At 72.9% G+C, this 16,759-nt stretch carries 16 protein-coding genes; 2 read left to right on the top strand and 14 right to left on the bottom strand.

The genetic code is table 11. The annotated features are described in order from the left end of the window. The first annotated feature begins 5 nt into the window (after window positions 1-5). Together ACFVH0_RS35465 and ACFVH0_RS35460 are read left to right on the top strand one after the other, a co-directional pair. Window positions 6-1,751, top strand: coding sequence for a PucR family transcriptional regulator (locus ACFVH0_RS35465; RefSeq protein WP_385827059.1), 1,746 nt, complete (start codon window positions 6-8; stop codon window positions 1,749-1,751). Window positions 1,752-1,901: 150 nt separating this feature from the next. After that, window positions 1,902-3,248 (top strand): diaminopimelate decarboxylase, encoded by a 1,347-nt coding sequence (locus ACFVH0_RS35460; protein WP_385827057.1) that lies wholly within the window; start codon window positions 1,902-1,904, stop codon window positions 3,246-3,248. A 34-nt stretch (window positions 3,249-3,282) separates the two neighbouring features. Here ACFVH0_RS35460 and ACFVH0_RS35455 read toward each other — a convergent pair whose 3' ends face one another. From ACFVH0_RS35455 to ACFVH0_RS35390, 14 genes are all read right to left on the bottom strand, one after another. Continuing rightward, window positions 3,283-4,077 carry an SAM-dependent methyltransferase gene (locus tag ACFVH0_RS35455; protein WP_385827055.1) on the bottom strand — a complete coding sequence of 265 codons (795 nt, stop codon included), beginning with the start codon at window positions 4,075-4,077 and terminating at the stop codon, window positions 3,283-3,285. A 115-nt stretch (window positions 4,078-4,192) separates the two neighbouring features. Further along, window positions 4,193-5,008 carry a discoidin domain-containing protein gene (locus ACFVH0_RS35450; protein WP_385827053.1) on the bottom strand — a complete coding sequence of 272 codons (816 nt, stop codon included), beginning with the start codon at window positions 5,006-5,008 and terminating at the stop codon, window positions 4,193-4,195. 263 nt (window positions 5,009-5,271) lie between these two features. Continuing rightward, on the bottom strand, window positions 5,272-5,805 hold the full coding sequence (locus ACFVH0_RS35445; RefSeq protein ID WP_385827051.1) for a phage tail protein: 534 nt from the start codon (window positions 5,803-5,805) through the stop codon (window positions 5,272-5,274). Between the two features lie 5 nt (window positions 5,806-5,810). Beyond that, on the bottom strand, window positions 5,811-7,769 hold the full coding sequence (locus tag ACFVH0_RS35440; RefSeq protein ID WP_385827049.1) for a putative baseplate assembly protein: 1,959 nt from the start codon (window positions 7,767-7,769) through the stop codon (window positions 5,811-5,813). Beyond that, window positions 7,766-8,179, bottom strand: a complete 414-nt coding sequence (locus ACFVH0_RS35435; RefSeq protein WP_124720016.1) for a GPW/gp25 family protein — start codon at window positions 8,177-8,179, stop codon at window positions 7,766-7,768. The genes ACFVH0_RS35440 and ACFVH0_RS35435 overlap by 4 nt, the downstream gene beginning before the upstream one ends. A 6-nt stretch (window positions 8,180-8,185) precedes the next feature. Further along, window positions 8,186-8,467, bottom strand: a complete 282-nt coding sequence (locus ACFVH0_RS35430; RefSeq protein ID WP_385827047.1) for a PAAR domain-containing protein — start codon at window positions 8,465-8,467, stop codon at window positions 8,186-8,188. 36 nt (window positions 8,468-8,503) lie between these two features. Next, window positions 8,504-10,510, bottom strand: a complete 2,007-nt coding sequence (locus ACFVH0_RS35425) for a VgrG-related protein (protein WP_385827045.1) — start codon at window positions 10,508-10,510, stop codon at window positions 8,504-8,506. After that, window positions 10,510-11,313 carry a peptidase M23 gene (locus ACFVH0_RS35420; RefSeq protein WP_385827043.1) on the bottom strand — a complete coding sequence of 268 codons (804 nt, stop codon included), beginning with the start codon at window positions 11,311-11,313 and terminating at the stop codon, window positions 10,510-10,512. Before ACFVH0_RS35420 ends, ACFVH0_RS35425 begins: the two co-directional genes overlap by 1 nt. Window positions 11,314-11,318: 5 nt before the next feature. Next, entirely contained in the window at window positions 11,319-11,756 is a 438-nt protein-coding gene (locus ACFVH0_RS35415) for a phage tail protein (protein ID WP_072488542.1), read from the bottom strand. A 65-nt stretch (window positions 11,757-11,821) separates the two neighbouring features. After that, a complete protein-coding gene (locus tag ACFVH0_RS35410) occupies window positions 11,822-13,579 on the bottom strand; it encodes a hypothetical protein (protein ID WP_385827041.1) in 1,758 nt (585 codons plus the stop codon). 29 nt (window positions 13,580-13,608) lie between these two features. Beyond that, window positions 13,609-13,752: a DUF6760 family protein gene (locus ACFVH0_RS35405; protein WP_266747444.1), complete on the bottom strand. Its 144-nt coding sequence runs from the start codon at window positions 13,750-13,752 to the stop codon at window positions 13,609-13,611. Further along, window positions 13,749-14,207, bottom strand: coding sequence for a hypothetical protein (locus tag ACFVH0_RS35400; RefSeq protein WP_385827039.1), 459 nt, complete (start codon window positions 14,205-14,207; stop codon window positions 13,749-13,751). The genes ACFVH0_RS35405 and ACFVH0_RS35400 overlap by 4 nt, the downstream gene beginning before the upstream one ends. Beyond that, window positions 14,207-14,650: a phage tail protein gene (locus ACFVH0_RS35395; protein ID WP_072488539.1), complete on the bottom strand. Its 444-nt coding sequence runs from the start codon at window positions 14,648-14,650 to the stop codon at window positions 14,207-14,209. Before ACFVH0_RS35395 ends, ACFVH0_RS35400 begins: the two co-directional genes overlap by 1 nt. 55 nt (window positions 14,651-14,705) lie before the next feature. Next, window positions 14,706-16,256, bottom strand: a complete 1,551-nt coding sequence (locus ACFVH0_RS35390) for a phage tail sheath family protein (RefSeq protein ID WP_385827037.1) — start codon at window positions 16,254-16,256, stop codon at window positions 14,706-14,708. Between the last annotated feature and the right edge of the window lie 503 nt (window positions 16,257-16,759).

Here is a 16,759-nt window from a genome sequence, read left to right as displayed (position 1 = left end):
GGCGGATGCCGACGCACGAACCGGACCGGCGCGAGACCGGGCCCTCGCTGGAGCGGATCCTCGGGCTGATCGACCCCGGAATGCTCGATGTCGTCGTGGCACCGTGCGGCACCGGTGTGCCGGTGACCGATGTGGTGCTGCACGACCCCGGCGAGGAACGGGAGGACGACGGCGCACGGACGGCGGCCGGGCTGATCCTGCTCGCGGTCGGTGTGGAGGCCGCCTCGCCCGACGCGCTCGACGTGCTGCGCGCCGCCGACCGGGCCGGGGCGGCGGCCGTGGTGATGCGGCGGGGCGCCCGGGGGCCGCGCGCCGAACTGGTGGAGGCGGCGGGCCGGGGGCGTACGGCGCTGCTGACCCGGCGGCCGGAGCAGGGGTGGACGGAGGTGCTCGGCCGGTTGCGGACCGCCCTGGTCCACAGCGCCCCGGCCGGAGCCGCCGGGGTGGCGGGGCTGTGGCCCGGCGACCTGTCCGGGCTGGCCAATACGGTGGCCGACCTGGTCGGCGGGGCCATCACGATCGAGGATCCGCAGTCGCGGGTGCTGGCCTATTCGCGGATGGACCACGAACCCGACCCGATGCGCCGGCTGACCATCCTCGGCCAGGAGGTCCCCCGCTGGCGGGTCGACGAGCTCCGCGAGAGCGGCTTCTTCCGGGCGCTGTGGAGCACCGAGGACGTGGTGCGGCTGCCCGCCGACGACCGGTACGCCGAGCGGCTGGCCATCGCGGTGCGCCACGGCTCCGAGGTGCTCGGGTCCATCTGGGCCGCCGCCGACGGCCGGCCGCTCGCCGAGGACGCGGCGGCAGCGCTGCGCACCGCGGCCCGGGCCGCCGTACCCCATCTGTCCCACCATCAGACCTGGGGCCGGGCGGCTGCCAGGGCACGGGAGGGAGCGGTGCACGCGCTGCTGAGGGGGGACGTCCGGTCCGCGCACGAGGCCGGGGTCACGGCGGACCGGCCGTACGCGGTGGTGGTCGCGGAGGCGTACGACGGACCGGGAGCCGAGGGACACGACGGTCGGGGCCCGGAAACGCACGACGGGCGGGAAGCCGGGGCGTACGACGCACCGGGCACGGCACGCGAGGGGCGGGACGCGGTGCGTGCCGGGCAGCGGGTGCTGGATGTGCTCGCGCTTCGGGCCGCCGCGTACCGGCCGGGGTGTGTGACCGCGCGGTCCGGGCGTCGGCTGTACGTGCTGGTCCCGGCCGGGGACGGGGAGGCCGATCCGTCGCGCACCCTGCTGGCGGGCGCGCGTTCGGTGCCGCGCGACGTGGTCCTCGCGGGCGCCGGGCCGGTGGCGGCCGGGCTGTCCGGGCTGCCCGCCTCGCGGGAGGCCGCGGAGCTGGTGGTGCGGGTGCTGCGGGAGCGGGCCGCGAGGCTGCCGGCCGGGGAGGCGCGGTCGGCGGTGGCGGCGTACGACGAGGTGGTCCCCGAGGCGACGGTGCTCCGGCTCCTCGACCGGGTGGAGCCGTTGTGGGGGTCGCTGTCGGGGCCGGTGCACGCGATGGCGGAGCACGACCGGGTGCACGGTTCGGCGTACGGCGACTCGGTCACCGCGTATCTGGACGCGTCCTGCGACACCGGCACGGCCGCGCGGCGCCTCAATGTGCACCCCAACACCCTGCGGTACCGGCTGCGCCGGGCCCGGGAGCTGTTCGGCGTCGATCCGGCCGACCCCGCGGTGCGGCTGCTCGCGGAGATCGGGCTGCGGCTCGCGGCCCGCCGGCCGCACGGGACCGGGAGCACTTGATCGTTCCGCTGTCCGGTACGGCAAGGGAATCGGGCGGGCGTCGTCGTGTCGGTCGAAGACGCGCCGTCCCCTGCGCGCCGATGCTGTCCGTACGACATACGTGGCAGCTGTGGCGGACATGGCAGATGGAGGGGTGTTGTCGTGGTTCACATGACTTCCGGTTCGGCGTCCCGGCAGCGCGGTGAGCGCCGCACGGCGGCGCTGGCGCGTGCCGTCGAGGACGGGCTGCTCGGTCCGCACTCGCCCGTGGTCGGTCTGCTCGACGTGGACGGTGTGCTGGCCGCGGTGGGCGCGCTGAACGAGGCGTTCGCGGGGCCCGCCCCGGTGCAGCACACGTTCGCCGCCAAGGCGTGCGGTCTGGTGCCGGTGCTGCGGCTGCTCGCGGACGCGGGGATGGGGTGCGAGGTCGCCTCGCCCGGTGAGCTGGAGCAGGCCCTCGCGGCCGGGTTCCCGTATGACCGGCTGGTCTTCGACAGTCCCGCCAAGACCGTCGGGGAGCTGGAGTTCGCGCTCGCCCACGGCATCGCGATCAACCTGGACAACTTCCAGGAGCTGGCCCGGGTGGACCGCCTGCTGGCCGGCCGGGAGGCGGCCGGACCCATCGGGCTCCGGGTGAACCCGCAGGTCGGGGCCGGGGCCATCGGCGCGATGAGCACCGCGACCGCGACCTCGAAGTTCGGTGTCGCGCTGCGTGATCCGGGTGCCGTGGACGCGGTGACCGAGGCGTTCGAGCGCCGCCCCTGGCTCAACCGGCTGCACGCGCACGTCGGTTCCCAGGGCTGCCCGCTGCCGCTCATCGCCGAGGGCATCCGCGCGGCGTACGAGCTGGCCGAGCGGATCAACGACCGGCTGGGCCACGCCCGGATCACCGGGATCGACATCGGCGGCGGCCTGCCCGTCAACTTCACCGACGAGGACGACCGGCCCACGTACGCCGATCACGTCGCCGGGCTCCGGGCGGCCGTACCGGGTCTCTTCGACGGCCGCTACACCCTCGTCACCGAGTTCGGCCGCTCGCTGCTGGCCAAGAGCGGCACGATCGGCACCGTCGTCGAGTACACCAAGTCGGCCGGCGGCCGGCGGATCGCGGTCACGCACGCGGGCGCCCAGGTCGCCACCCGTACGGTGTTCATGCCCGGCTCCTGGCCGCTGCGCGTCGAGGTCTTCGACGCCGCGGGCCGCCCCAAGCAGGGGCCGCCCCAGGTCGTCGACATCGCGGGCCCCTGCTGCTTCGCCGGGGACCTCACCGCGACCGGCGTCGAGCTGCCGGCCATCGAGCCCGGCGACGTGGTGGCCCTCCACGACACCGGCGCGTACTACTTCTCCTCGCACTTCTCGTACAACTCGCTGCCCCGGCCCGCGGTGTACGGCTACCGCACCGACGCCGGCGGGCGGGTGCGGTTCGCGCCGGTGCGCGAGGCGCAGAGCGTGCGCGAGGTCGTCGAGGAGAGCGGTCTCGCGCAGGCGGAGGCGCTGGTGGAGCTGCGCAGGACGTGACGGCCCCGGAACCCGGAGGCGCCGCGCACCCGTCTCAGCGGACCCGCGCCACTCCCACGTACACGCCATTGGGCTCGTACTCCGGCGCCTGGGTGTCCTTGTACCACTCGGGGCCGGACACCAGTCCGGGGGCCACGAACTCCAGCCCCTCGAAGAACCGCTCGACCTGGGCGCGGTCGCGGGCGAGCAGTGTCATGCCGCCCTCCCGGTACGTACTGCCGATCCGCTCGGTCAGCTCGGCCGGCAGGAAGTCCGCGGTGCCGTGCGAGAAGATCAGGTAGCTGCCGGACGGCAACGCGCCGACGAGGGTACGGGTGAGGCCGTACGGGTCCTCCTCGTCCGTCAGGAAGTGCATCAGCGCGATCAGGGACAGCGCGATCGGTCTGCTGAAGTCCAGCACCTCGCGGGCGTGCGCGAGGATCGTCTCCGGGTCGCGGACATCCCCCTCGATGTACGAGGTGGCACCCTGCGGCGTACCGGTCAGCAGGGCCTCGGCGTGACGCAGGACGATGGGGTCGTTGTCGGTGTAGACGACCCTGGCCGCCGGATCGACCGCCTGGACCACCTGGTGCAGATTCGGTTCGGTGGGGATGCCGGTGCCGATGTCGAGGAACTGGTTCACGCCCGTGCCGGCCACCCACGCCGATGCCCGGTGCATGAAGGCCCGGTTCAACAGGCAGGCGCGCCGGGCCACTTCGGGCAGCTTCTCGCCGACCTCCTGGTCGACGAGGTAGTTGTCCTTCCCTCCCAGCAGATAGTCGTACACCCGCGCCGGGTGCGGCCTGCTGGTGTCTATCCGGGACGCTGACGTGTCTTGGCCTGTGCTCATGAGGGACTCCGATGAGGTGCGCCGGCAGTGCCGTCCATCCTGGATCACCGGCGGTCCCGGCACGGGCGAACGCCGGATTCGGCCGTCCGCCCGTGGTGGGCCGTGTCCGCCCCGGTCAGGTCCTGCGGCCGAAGAATTCGATCTCGGCGACGGCGAGCCGCCGGCCGGGGCCCGCTCCGTACGTGGTGTCGGTGGTGAGCCGGGCCCTGACGATCTCCGAACCGCGCAGGTCGAAGGTCTGCTGGCCCGGCTGGTCCTTGACCCGCAGTTTCTTGCTGACGCTGGTCCCGTCGGCGGAGGTGAGCAGGACGGTGATCCTGGCGGGGCGGGCCTGGGTGAGGAACTCGTCCATCTTGGCCGATGTGCCCGAGAAGACCACCAGCTTCAGCACGCGTACCGGCTGCTCGAAGTCGCACTCCAGGTACTGGCCCACTCCGGTGTCGGCGCCGGCGGCCGAGGACGCCCAGTAACGGTTGTTGAAGCCGTCGAACGCCGCGCCCGCCGGGTGCCCCGGAGCCCTGCTGGAGGCCCGGAACCGGGTCGGCGGCACCGCCTCCGGCGTCCCGGTCTCGTCCTTGGCGAAGCCGAACCAGCCGGACATGTGCGGAAGCGCGAACCAGACCCCGCAGGCCAGCACGATCAGCACGATCGGCAGCGCCAGTCCGGGGCGGCGCCACAGCCGGCGCTTCGGCCTGGTGCCCGCGACGGGCGCCTGACGCGGCTGCCGCCGGAAGATCCGCCGCCACCAGGGAGGCCGCACCTCGGGCGGCGGGCCCGGGTTCAGGAGCAGTGCGCAGCGGATGCACAGGGTGCGGTCCGGGGCGTTCTCCGTACGGCAGTTGGGGCAGCGGACGGGTGGGGCGGGGGGCGGTCCCGGGGGTGTGTTCGCCGGATCGGGCGGTACGTCGGGCAGCGCCTCGGGCCCCGGCACCGGCTCGTCCGTGTCGTCACCGGGGCGACGCGGGGCGGCGGTCGGGGCAACGGGGGGCCGAGGGGACGGCTGCGGCCGGGGCTGAGGGTCCGGCCGCGGCGCGGGGGCGGCCGGAGGAACGTGGAGATCCCAATGCGCCCGGGGCGGCCGGGCGGTGGAAGGCGCCGGAGGCGTGCCCGGCGGCTCCTCCCACTCCAAGAACGCCTGGCACGACGTACAGAACTGTGTCCCCGGCGGGTTGTTCTGCCCGCACGACTCGCAGATCACAGCACCTCCAGGTCGAAGCCCACATGCGCCGGTATCTCCGCACGGATCAGCTCCTCCAGCCGCACCCGGTCGACCTGGTACGGCTGCGCGGCCCGGACCCGGACCGTCACCCACGGCCGCGGGCCGCCCGGGAACCGGGTGTGCGGCATCGTCGACCATGCCGTGCCGCCGCTCTCCAAGATCTCCGGCTCGATCCCGGTCTCCAGCAGCACCGCCTCCGCGAGACCGCGCCGGGTGCCCCGTCGGCTGTGCCGCTCGACCGCGCCGCGCACCGTCGCCCGCCGCTGCTCGACCGGATGGTCGGTGCGGGTGTCCACGGCCACCCACTGGGCCAGCCAGTCGAGGAAGTCCTCCGGCGCGCTGCGCGGGTCGAGGTGGGCGGGCAGGTTGTCGATGGAGAGCAGGACGGGGGCGAGTACGTCGTCGAGCGCCGCGAGGAACCGTTGCAGGAAGTCCTGCTCCAGGTAGACCGCCGGGAGCTGTTCGATCAGCGGGTGCGGCGTCGGCAGGCCGGTCACGGCTGTGCGCATGGTGGTCAGGCCTCCCGTACCCGGAGCTGGTGCTCGTAGCTGAAGACCAGCGCGTGCCGGTCCAGCGCGATCTTGGTGGTGGGTTCGCCGCGCTGCCCGTTCACGGGGTCCGCGGGGAAGAGGCGTACGTCCTCCACCAGGTCCACGCCCGCCACCTGCTGGAGCACGGCGAACGCCTCGCCCGACTGGATCGGCCGGCCGAACGGCCAGCCGTCCCGGCCCGGTCCGCCGCTCAGCGGGTTGAAGTAGCTGTAGAGGGCGGTCAGCGCCTCCTCCTGCACCTTCTCCGGCACGGCACCTCGGCGGGCCTGGACCCTGGCGACCACCGTGACGCCCTGGTAGAAGGGCCGCTCGACCACCAACCGGGCGCCGATGGGCCTCCGTTCGTCCAGATGTCCCGCGATCAGGGCGAGGGTCTGCTGCGGCGGGATCAGCTCGTCGAACCGGATCCGGCCCTGCTCGTCGCTGCGCCCGGCCGGTACGACGAGCAGCCGCACCCCGCCCGCCTCGACGTCCGAGTCCTCGCCGGCCGGGATGCACTGCACCCGGGACGCGTCGGGCGCGACCTCACGGGCCAGCAGTTCGTAGTCGTGCGGCACGACGGCCCGGTGCAGGGTCCGCAGCGTCATCGGTCCGCGCACCCGCGCGCTCTCCACCGTCTCGCCGTCCACCCCGCCCAGCGCCGGGCTGCGGTTCTCCACCCGGGCCACGTACGGGATGGCGCTGCGCAGCACCCGGAGGGTGGAGCGGGCGACATTGCCGCGCAGGCCGCCGCCGGTGCGGTACGAGCGCACGCGTACGGTGGCGCCCTTCGGCGGCACCTTCCCGTAGTAGCGGATGGAGCCGTCCTGCTCCCGTACCGCCGGACCGAACTCGACCCGCCCCGAGTTGGGGTCGAGCGTGATGTGCCGGTCCTCGGGGCCGGAGTGCGCGAAGTCGTCGACCCGGGTCCACTCCGTGCCCTGCGGGCCGCCCGTCGGATCCGCGACCTCGACGACGAAGTCGCCGGGGACGACGGGCGGGCGGCTGATCGTGAAGGTCTGGCCGGGTACGCCCTCGGCCGGGCCGAGCACCTCGTCGGTCACGGTCTCCGCGTGCACGGCGCCGACGGTCGCGCCGATCGTGAACGCGGTGATCCGGCGCACCACCGGGGGTGCCATGTAGGTGGGCTGCCCCGGGGCGGCCTCCACCAGCCGGCAGCGCAGCCAGCCGCCGGTCCGGCGCACGACGACGTTCGGGGCATGGCTTTTCGGGAGGTGCAGGATCAGCTCTCCGGACCGGTTGAAACCGCCGGTGTCGTCCTTCTCGATCTCGCAGGCCGTCCAGGCGCTGCCGTCCCACGCCTCCCAGACCAGCGGCGGGCGCAGCGGGTCCACGCCGACGCCCTCGACGGCGCAGTCCAGCCGGAGCACGACGACCCCCGCGGGGACGGCCGCGGACAGGCCCACGTAGAGGGCGTCGCCCGGCGCGGGCGTGGTGCCGAAGCAGGGGACGGAGCGGCCGAGCGCCAGTTCCTCGGTACGGTCCAGGGTGTCGCCGGAGGTGGGCCAGGTGGCGAGATGGGCGAACTCGCAGGGCACTATGGCCAGTTCGCGCTCGGTCGTGAAGACCACAGCCTCCTCGGTCTCGGTGCGCACGGTCGCGACCTCCGTGCCCACCCGCACCCGTACCGGCTCGGGCTGTGGCGCCGAGAGCCGGAACGTCACGTCGGCGCGGGCGGCCGTGGGCTGGTGGAGCCGGACCCCGATCAGGTCGAGGAAGGCCAGATAGCTCTTCTCCGGAACGCGGTTCACCCGGTAGACGAGCTGGTCGACCATGGTCGCGAAGGCCTCGATGAGGGTCACTCCGGGGTCCGACACATTGTGGTCGGTCCACTCGGGGCAGCGCTGCTGGACGAGCCGTTTCGCCTCGTCGACCAGGCCCTGGAAGTGACGGTCGTCCAGGTACGGGCTGGGCAGGGTCACGCGCCGTCCACCTCTTCGTGCTGCGGGATCACATAGAACGGGAAGACCAGGTTCCGGGGGTCGTTGGCGCCCCGCACGGTGTAGCCGATGTCGATGTACAGGACGCCGTTGTCCGCCTCGTCGAACCGGACGACGACCTCGGTGACCTCGATCCGGGGCTCCCACCGGTCCAGCGCGAGCCGCACCTCGTACGCGAGCTGCCCGGCCGTGCCCGCGTCCGCCGGGGCGAACACGTAGTCGTTGACGGCGCAGCCGAACTCCGGCCGCATCGGCCGCTCGCCCGGCGACGTCGCCAGGATCAGCCGGATCGACTCCTCCAGCTCGTGCTCCCCGCGCACCAGGGCGATGGAGCCGGTGGCGTCGGTGCGCGGCGGGAAGGCCCAGCCCGCGCCGATGAACTCCTGTCCCATGGCCGCTCAGCCTCCGATCAGCACCGTCGGGCACCCGGACACGATCGGCGCGCCGCAGGCGGCCCGGTCCCCGGCCCGGGCGGCGGGACGGCCGCCGATCAGCACCGTGGTGCTGCCGGGCGGCATGATCGCGGACGGGGCGTGGACCGCGGGCGGCGGCGACGCGCACAGGTGCGGGGTGCCGACCGTGGCGGCGGGGAGCCCGCCGATCAGCACGGTCGGGACGCCGGGGGGTCCGACCGTGCCGGGGTGGCCGGTGGGGTCACCGACCCGTGCGGCTGCTGACATGGCAGTCCGTTCCTCTCGCTCCGCGCGTCCGCGCCGTCAATTGATCTTCACCATGGGTGCGTTGACGGCCAGGGAGCCGCCACTCCTGAGGTCGGTGCGCTGCGTTCCGTCGACCGTTACCTGGGCGCCGCGGACGGCCACCGTGCCGCCGGTGGAGAGCTTGACCTCACCGTTCCCGCCGTCGACGCTCACTCCGCCGCGGGACTTCAACGTGACGCTGTCGCCGCTCAGTTCGAGCGTTCCCTGCCCGCCGTCCAGCGTGACGCCGCGGGCGGCCTTGATGGACACCTGCTGCTTGGCCTCGATGTTCACGCTGCCGTCGCTGTTGATCACGATCACGGTGCCCTTGCGGTCCAGATCGATCTTCAGCTTTCCGTCACCGGTGAGCAGGCGTACGCCCTGCGGGCCATTGGAGTCGTCCAGGATCTCCAGCTGGTCGCCGCTCTTGGAGGCGACCGAACGCCGGTTGACGGCCCCGCTGGTCGGATCGACGAGGGGGGTGCCGGGGGCGGATTCCGGGGCGGACCCCGAGGTGTCCGGAGCGCCGGTCGCCGCACCGGCCACGGCACCGGCCGCGCCCGCCGGAGCGCTGCCGCTACCGCCGCCGCCACCGCTACCGCCGCCACCGCCGCCGCTGCCCTGTGACGGCCGGTCCTTCCCGTTGTACAGACCGGCCAGGACGTACGGGCGGTCCAGGTGGCCGTGCTCGAACCCCACCAGCACCTCGTCCCCGACCTCGGGGATGAACGCCTCACCGCCGCTGGTCCCGCCCGACTGGGCCGTACGCGCCCAGTCGCTCGCGTACTCGTCCGACAGCCACGGGAACCGCACCTTGACCCGGCCCGAGCCCTCCGGGTCCTGGGTGTCCGTGACCGTCCCGCTGACCAGCCCCGCGCACCGCGAACCACCACCGGTCCCCGTGCCCGGCCCGCCGGACCCCGGCCCGCCGCCGGTCAGCCCGAACAGCGAACGCTCCTGCTGCCCGGAGACGGTGAGCCAGGTCTCGTAGCCGCGCACCGGGTCGAAGACATGCCGGGACGACGTGACCGTGTACCGCCCCTCGAACGGTGCCCCCACCGCGTTGAGCGCCACCGCGCTGCCGGCCCGCACCTCCGGGTTCCCCCGGATCACCGCCTCCAGCTCCGCGAACGACCCGGCGATCCGTTCCGCCAGGGCCTTCGCCGCCTGGTCCACCTGCGCCTGCGCCCCGTACGCCGCGTCGGTGACCACGAAGCGCGCCTCGCCGAACGGGGCGGACACCTCGGCCGCGCTCACCCCCAGCTCCAGCGTCGCCGACTTCCCGGCGGGCGCCCGCCCGACCAGCGGCTGCTTGGCCTTGACGTCCCAGCCGCGCACCTCGACCTCGGAGACCTGCTCGGCACAGGACACCCCGGCCCGGCAGCGCAGCAGGTTGCTGCCCATCTCCAGGACCAGCGGGTCGCGGTCGGCCCGCGCCGAACCGTCGGGTGCGCCGCTCGCCTCCGCGGGCCGGGTGATGTGCAACTGGCCGTCGAGCACATATGCCTGGGCGCCCGCCTCCTCCGCCAGGTCGCGGATGAACTCCCAGTCCGTGACGTTGGGCTGGGCGATGTGTTCGAGCACCGGACCGGCCACGTCGACGTTGCCCGGCTTGAGTCCGGCGCGCTGGGCGACCTGGGCGCAGATGTCGGCGAGGGTCATGTTCTGGTAGCTGGCCACCCGGCGCCCCCGGAACAGCCGGTGCGACTCGTCGAGCCCGCGTACGACGGTGAACGTGCCGGTCTCGTCGAGCTCCACCTCCAGGGCGGTCACGACCCCCTTGAGCAGCGGCTTCGGTGCCGAGTCGCCGCCCGCACGGGCCAGCAGCCGGGCCTCGCTGCCGATCTTCAGCCCGGTCTGTTCCAGCAGCACCCGGTCCGGGTCGCGGAAGCGCAGGAGAAACAGGTCGGGCAGCGTCCGGCTGTCGTCGACGTACCCCTCGACCAGGGTGTTCACGAACTTCGCCGGCAGCGGACTGCCGCCGAACTCCACCACCAGCGCCGTCGCGACGCCCGACTGCGCCATCAGGACCGCCCTCCGCCCTCGGCCTCTCGGAGCCGGTTCAGCTCGTCGAGCGCGGGGAGCAGCAGCTGCCGTCCGGGGGCCAGCCGCAGCGGGTCGTCGATCCCGTTCGCCTCCGCGATCACCCGCCAGGCCGCCGGGTCGCCGTACTCGCGCTGGGCGAGCGAGGGCAGCGAGTCCCCGGCGCCCAGCCGGTGCACCCGGCGGGCGGCGAGGGCGCCGGAGGTCGGGTTCTGGCCCGGGGTGTCGCCGCTGATCTCCTCCATCGTCACCTGGCAGACGGCCCTGATCGGCACGCCCGACGTGGTGAACAGGGTGTATTTCGCCTGCACTTGGCTCACGTAACCGGGGAACCCGGTCAGCCCGCCCCAGTGGAAGACCACCCACGGCGGCGAGGACCGCTGCTGCTGCCGGGTCTCGTTCGTCGGCACGCAGCAGGCGAAGAGCTGCTCCACGGAGGTCACCACCCGGGTGTCCTGGGTGTCGCTGGCGTCGAAGAACATCTCCACGGTGAGCTTGCTGGGCTGCGATCCCTGGTACTCCGGCGGGCCGGAGCTCTTCGCGCCCTTGGCCGGACTCCGCTTCCAGGAAGCGGCCTTGGTGAGGCTCAGCTCCTTGGGGTTGAACTGGAAGTCGATCCGCCCGCACGGGCCGCCGGGGGTGAGGCCGCCGCCGGTCGGCGGGGTCCGCAGTTCCAGATAGGCGTGCTCCAGCTTGGGCCGGGCCGAACCGCCCTTGCCCGTCTTCGCTCCCGCCGCCCCGGACGTACCGGCGGCGCTGAAGGCGATGGGACCGGCACCGCTCACGACGCTCAGCCCTCCATCACATAGCCGTGATGGGCGATCTCGATCGTCTCCATCGCGACCTTGGGCGATTCGGGGGTGAAGGAGGGCCCGGTCCAGCGGACCGGCACGACCTCCAGCAGCCCCCACTGGGCCACCTTCTGCCCGTCCCCGGTCCGTGCCTCGATGTGCGCCGTCTTGCGGCTGAACCCGGTCGTCATGGTGGCGAACCAGCGCGCCACCTTCTCGGTCTCCTTGGTGAGCGGCCGGGACAGCTTGACGTTCGAGTACTTCAGGCGGGTCGGCAACTGCCACAGATGCCCGTTGTTGCCGCCCTCCTCACGGGTTTCGAGCACCACTTCGCAGCCCAGCCCGTCGCATGTGTTGAACGAGCCGAGCTCGATGTCGTCGATCGTGACGACGAAGCAGACACTGACGGCGGGATCGTTCTCCTGGGCGGTGGCCATGGTCCGTACCTCTCGATCTCAGTGCCTGGTCCTGTCTCGTTCTCCGTGCTGTTCTTGTCTCGTTCTCAGTGCCTGGTGTTGATGAGGAAGCCCGCTCGTTCGCGTTCCAGTCGCAGATCCGCCTTGAAGAGCCTGCTGAGCGGCGCGTACAGGGCGCGTACCAGCTCGTCGGTGACGACGGGCGCTCCTGCGGACGCGGAGGCGGAGGCAGCCGTGGCCGCGGAGGCGCCCGGCGCGCCGTGGGCCTCGGCCGTGGGCCCGGGTTCCGGTTCCGGCTCGGGTTCCGGCGTGGCGTCCTGGGGCGGATCCGGGGGCGGTGGCTCCTCGCTCTCCGTCTCGCGCTGGACGACGGGCGCCGAGTACGAGGGCGGCGGCGACCCGAAGACGACGCTGCCGTCCGCCATCCGCTGGGCCACTCCGGCGGCCACGGCGGCCGAACCGGCCGTGGTGAAGGAGGTCACGGAAGGGGCGGGAGCGGTGGACGGTGCGGACCGACTACCGGAACCCGGCAATGAACGCGGCACCGGCGGCCCGCCAACTGCCCGACGCTGCAGGGCGGGACGCGGTAGGGACGCCGTACGCGACGCCTCCCCCGCAGCCATGGCCGTACGTTGCAACGCCGCCGGGAGGGATGCGGCCGGCGTCACCGAGGGCCCGCCCGCCCGGTCCGAGGTCCAGCGCACCGGAACGGAATCCGGCACAGAGTGCGGCGAAAAGGGCGGTGGCGAGTACGACGACGGACCGGGCGTCGCCCCCGTACCGGCCGACGGAACCGATGCCGCCGCCTCCGCCCCGTCCACGGCGGAACGCTGTACGGCGCCCGCGCCGCCGCCCGGCCCTGCCTGGAGCGCCACGGGCCGGTCGGCGAGCAGCGGCGCGACCGGGTCGGATGTCCGGGGCGGCGCGAGCCGGCCCGGAAAGGACACGGCGGAGGACCGCTGCACCGCCGGCGCGGGAGCCGACGGTACGGACTCCGACGCGGCGGGGAGCAGTGGGGAGTCCCCCAGCAACGGCGCGGTGGGCCCACCGGCCTCGGGGCCGGACTCCGGAACTCCGGACGGCGCGGACGGCGCGGACAACCCGGGAACCCCGTGGGCCTCGGGGGCCTCGGGAGCCGCAGCGGCCTCGTAGCTCCCGGCCGCCCCCTCCGCCTCCGAACCGGCGTGGGCGGCCTGCCGCTGCGCGGTGGGCGGCAGTGCGGACATCGGCGCACCCAGGCCGGGCGCCCGCCGGGGCCGGTCCGGGAAAGGCGGCAGCGACGAACGCTGAACGGGCGGGGCCGAGGACGGGAGCGACGGCGGGCCGGCGGCCTCGGCCACCGGTTCCGAGGCCGAGGCCGAGGCCGCTACGAAAGGCTGCTCGCCCACCAACTGGCGTACCGGCAGCTCCGCCACGGCCGACTCCCCGGCCGACGTCATCGCGGGCGAACCACCGCTTGCGGCAGCACGCTGCACGGGCATGGGCACGTACCCGGTCCGGACCGGCGCCTCCCCAGGCCGCTCCACGGACCGCTGCACCGGCGACGGGTGCTCCGCCGGAGCCGGAGCGGTGATCCCGTGCACGAGCCCGGTGGGCGCGTCCGGGCTGACCAGATGCCCGAGAGGGGTGCCGAGCGAGGTGTCCTGCCGGGTGGAGAGCGACCCCTGGAACCCGGACGGATCAATGACCAACTCCTGTGCGCCCAACATTCGCTGAATGGGCGGCAGTTCGGCCGGATCGAACCGCTCGCGGGACAACTCCGGCGGAGCGGAGCCCGTCTGCGCACCCGCACCCGCACCTGTCTCCGTACGCCCGCCGCCGCGCAGCCAGGACATCAGGCCCATGGATTTTCCCGCCCTCCCTGCGCTGTTCGCTACTGCCCGTTGAGGCGAGCGATCTGTGCGACGAACCTCAGTCGTTCCTGGTGTTCCAGGTCCAGCAGCTCATCGAGCGGCCAGTGGAAGTGATAGGCGAGGTACGCGACCTCCTCGTAGAGCAGGTCGGCCGCGTACGTCACGATTCCCCCAGGCGGCCACCGGCGAGATTCACCGCGAACTCCTCGTGGCAGGCCGGGCAGGAGACGGCGGCGCGGGTGTGTCCCTCGGCGTTGATCCGCCGGTAGAAGTCCTGGAGAAAGGCCAGGTCGGAGGCGAAGAGGTCCTCGATGATGCCGGGGTGGATGTCGTCGATCGTGCCGATCCGGGTGACGACCCTGGCGATGAGCACGACCGAGAGGTACGCGGAGTTCTCGCGCACCCGGTCGTCCCGCAGCGGCACGAGTTCGTCGCGTGCGGTCGCCAGCCGCATGACGCCCGTGTGGTGCACGGCGCCCGTCTCGTCGACGTACCCGCGCGGCAGCTCGAAGGTGAACTCGGTACGGAGCGGCTCCCGTTGCCCGGACCGCCCGGTCCCGCCGGCCGGGGGATGCGTGTCCGGCCGTTCGAGCGCCTCCGCCGGTGTCGTACGCCGCATCAGTCGAGTTCCATGCTCTCGTACGTGATCGCGAGCTTCTCCGTGAGGACCGAGGTGTCACCGGCCTTGAGGGTGCCGATCTCCAGGGACTTCGGCCAGGCGTTGATGAGCTTGTAGCGCTTGATGGCGATGCCCTCGTGGTCGTACACGATGACCGCGCCGTTGCGGCGGGCCGCGGTCATCCGGCCGAACCGGGAGTCCTTGATCCACCGTTCGAAGCTGTTGTCCTCGGTGAGTCCGCGGGTCACGGTCACCTCACCGGCCTTCGGCCTGCCGGGAAGCTTCTTGATGGCGTAGCGGCCGTCGGCGGTGTTCTGCTTCAGCTCGATGACGTCCTGCTCCATCTTCAGACCACTGACCTCGGTGATCTGCTTGATGACGACGCTGTCGAATTCGAGGCCGAAGGAGGCCCCGACGGTGCTGTCGAGATCGGGAAGTGGCACAACAGGCTCCTTTACGGCTCTTACCGCTTGGTGGACCTAGGGGGACCAGGCAGCGCTACTCGTCGACGCCGCCGGTGCCCCCGGTCAGCTGGGAGAGGCGGAACACGACGAACTCGGCCGGCCTGACCGGTGCCACCCCGATCTCGCAGATGACCTGACCTGCATCGATACTCTCCGGCGGGTTGGTCTCGCGGTCACACTTGACGTAGAACGCCTCTTCCGGAGTGAGCCCGAACAGCGCCCCCTTGCGCCACTCGTTGACCAGGAACGCCGAGACCGTGCGCCGGATACGGGCCCACAGGGCGTCGTCGTTCGGCTCGAAGACGACCCACTGCGTGCCGGCGAGGATCGACTCCTCCAGGTAGTTGAAGAGGCGCCGGACGTTCAGATAGCGCCAGGCCGGGTCGGAGGCCAGCGTGCGCGCGCCCCAGACCCGGATGCCGCGCCCGGGGAAGGAGCGGATGCAGTTCAGCCCGATCGGGTTGAGCAGATCGTGCTCGCCCTTGGTCAGCTGGGTCTGCAGGGCGACCGCACCGCGTACGACCTCGTTGGCGGGGGCCTTGTGGACCCCGCGCGACTCGTCGTTGCGGGCCCAGACGCCCGCGACGTGGCCGCTCGGCGGGACGAGCCGGGCGCGCCCGGACGAAGGGTCGGCGACCCGGATCCAGGGGTAGTAGAGCGTGGCGTACTTGGAGTCGAAGTTGGCCCGGTCGGTGCGCCAGACGCGGATCTGCTGCGGACTCAGTCCCGGCGGCGGGTCGAGAATCGCGACCCGGTCGCCCATCAACTCGCAGTGGCTGATGAGCCCCTGCTGCACGGCAATGACCGACTCCAGGTCCAGCAGCCCGCGTTCGTACGCGCTCATCAGGTCCGGCACGGCGATGGTCGTGACCTCTTCGACCGCTTCGAGCCCGCCGAGACCGGTGCGGCGGTCGGGGTCGCCGACGTACAGCTCGGGGGTGAGCGCCCCGGCGTCGGGCGAGGCGGGCGCGGCGGGAGCCAGCGTCACGCTCTGCGGTCCGGGCCTGGCCGGGGCGGCGCCGCGCCCGGTCTCGCGTATCTCGATGAGCTCGGACTTGGCGTTGACCCGGGTGGCGACGTTCTCCTTGCTGCGCTTGGTCGTGACGCTCGGGTACGTCTCCGCGACCTGCCCGTCCCGCTTCACGATCAGCTGGAAGACGTCGGAGGGCGGATCGTCCCCCTCCACCTCGGTGACCTCGACGGTGATCTCGCCGGCCGCCCCGGGACGGGGCTTCACCGCGTACGGCCCGAGCTGGGTCTCCGATCCGGCCGGCAGCTGCCCGGTGCCCCGGTCGTCCTCACCGTCCGCCGGGAGCCGGGTGCCGTCGTCGATGCGCACCACGTAGCAGACGCCGCCGCCGTTGGCGAAGAACCCGTACACGGCGGACGCCAGATACGTACCGTCGACGAAGTCACCGAACGTGCCGGCGAACTGGCTCCAGTTGGTGATCAGCGTCGGCTCGTCGAACGGGCCCCTGCGGGCGAAGCCGACGAAGGCGGCGACCGAGGTGCCCACCCCTTCGATCGGCCGTGATCCGGACTCGATCTCTTCGACGTAGACGCCCGGGGACAGGTACGACGGCATATGAGTCTCTCCTTGGCCGGGAACGCCCGCAATTCTCGCGAGACCGGCGATCACCGGGAACGGACACACGGCCGCCCACCCGTGCACCGGCCCCTGCCCGATCAGGCAACCCCGTCGTGCTGTACGTGCCGCGGGGCCCTGCCCCCGACCGCGGTGCGCCTGCCCTGCGTACCGCGCGGGCGTCGCACACACCCTGGGACAGCGACAGGACCATGCCCGGTCGGGAGCATGTGCGGTCGGGGGAGGGCGGATGAAGGCGGTTCCGGAGAAGGACCCCGCCGCTGCCCGTACAGACGTCTCCCGTACGACGACGGCCCCGGAACGCCCACCTGTCGACCGGCCGCCCGGCGACCGCCCGGCCCCTGATCCCCGCACCCTGCAACGTCTTCAGCGTGCGGCGGGGAACAACGCGGTCTCCCGTCTGGTCGCGCAGCGGTACACGGCTCCGGTGAAGCCGTCTGCCGCGCAGGCGCCGGGTTTCCGCAGGGTGAAGGCGGATGTGG

Source organism: Streptomyces sp. NPDC127117, from assembly GCF_042677325.1.
Classification (GTDB): Bacteria; Actinomycetota; Actinomycetes; order Streptomycetales; family Streptomycetaceae; genus Streptomyces.
Note: the sequence above shows the minus strand (reverse complement) of the source record. Positions and strands in the feature narration are given on the sequence as shown.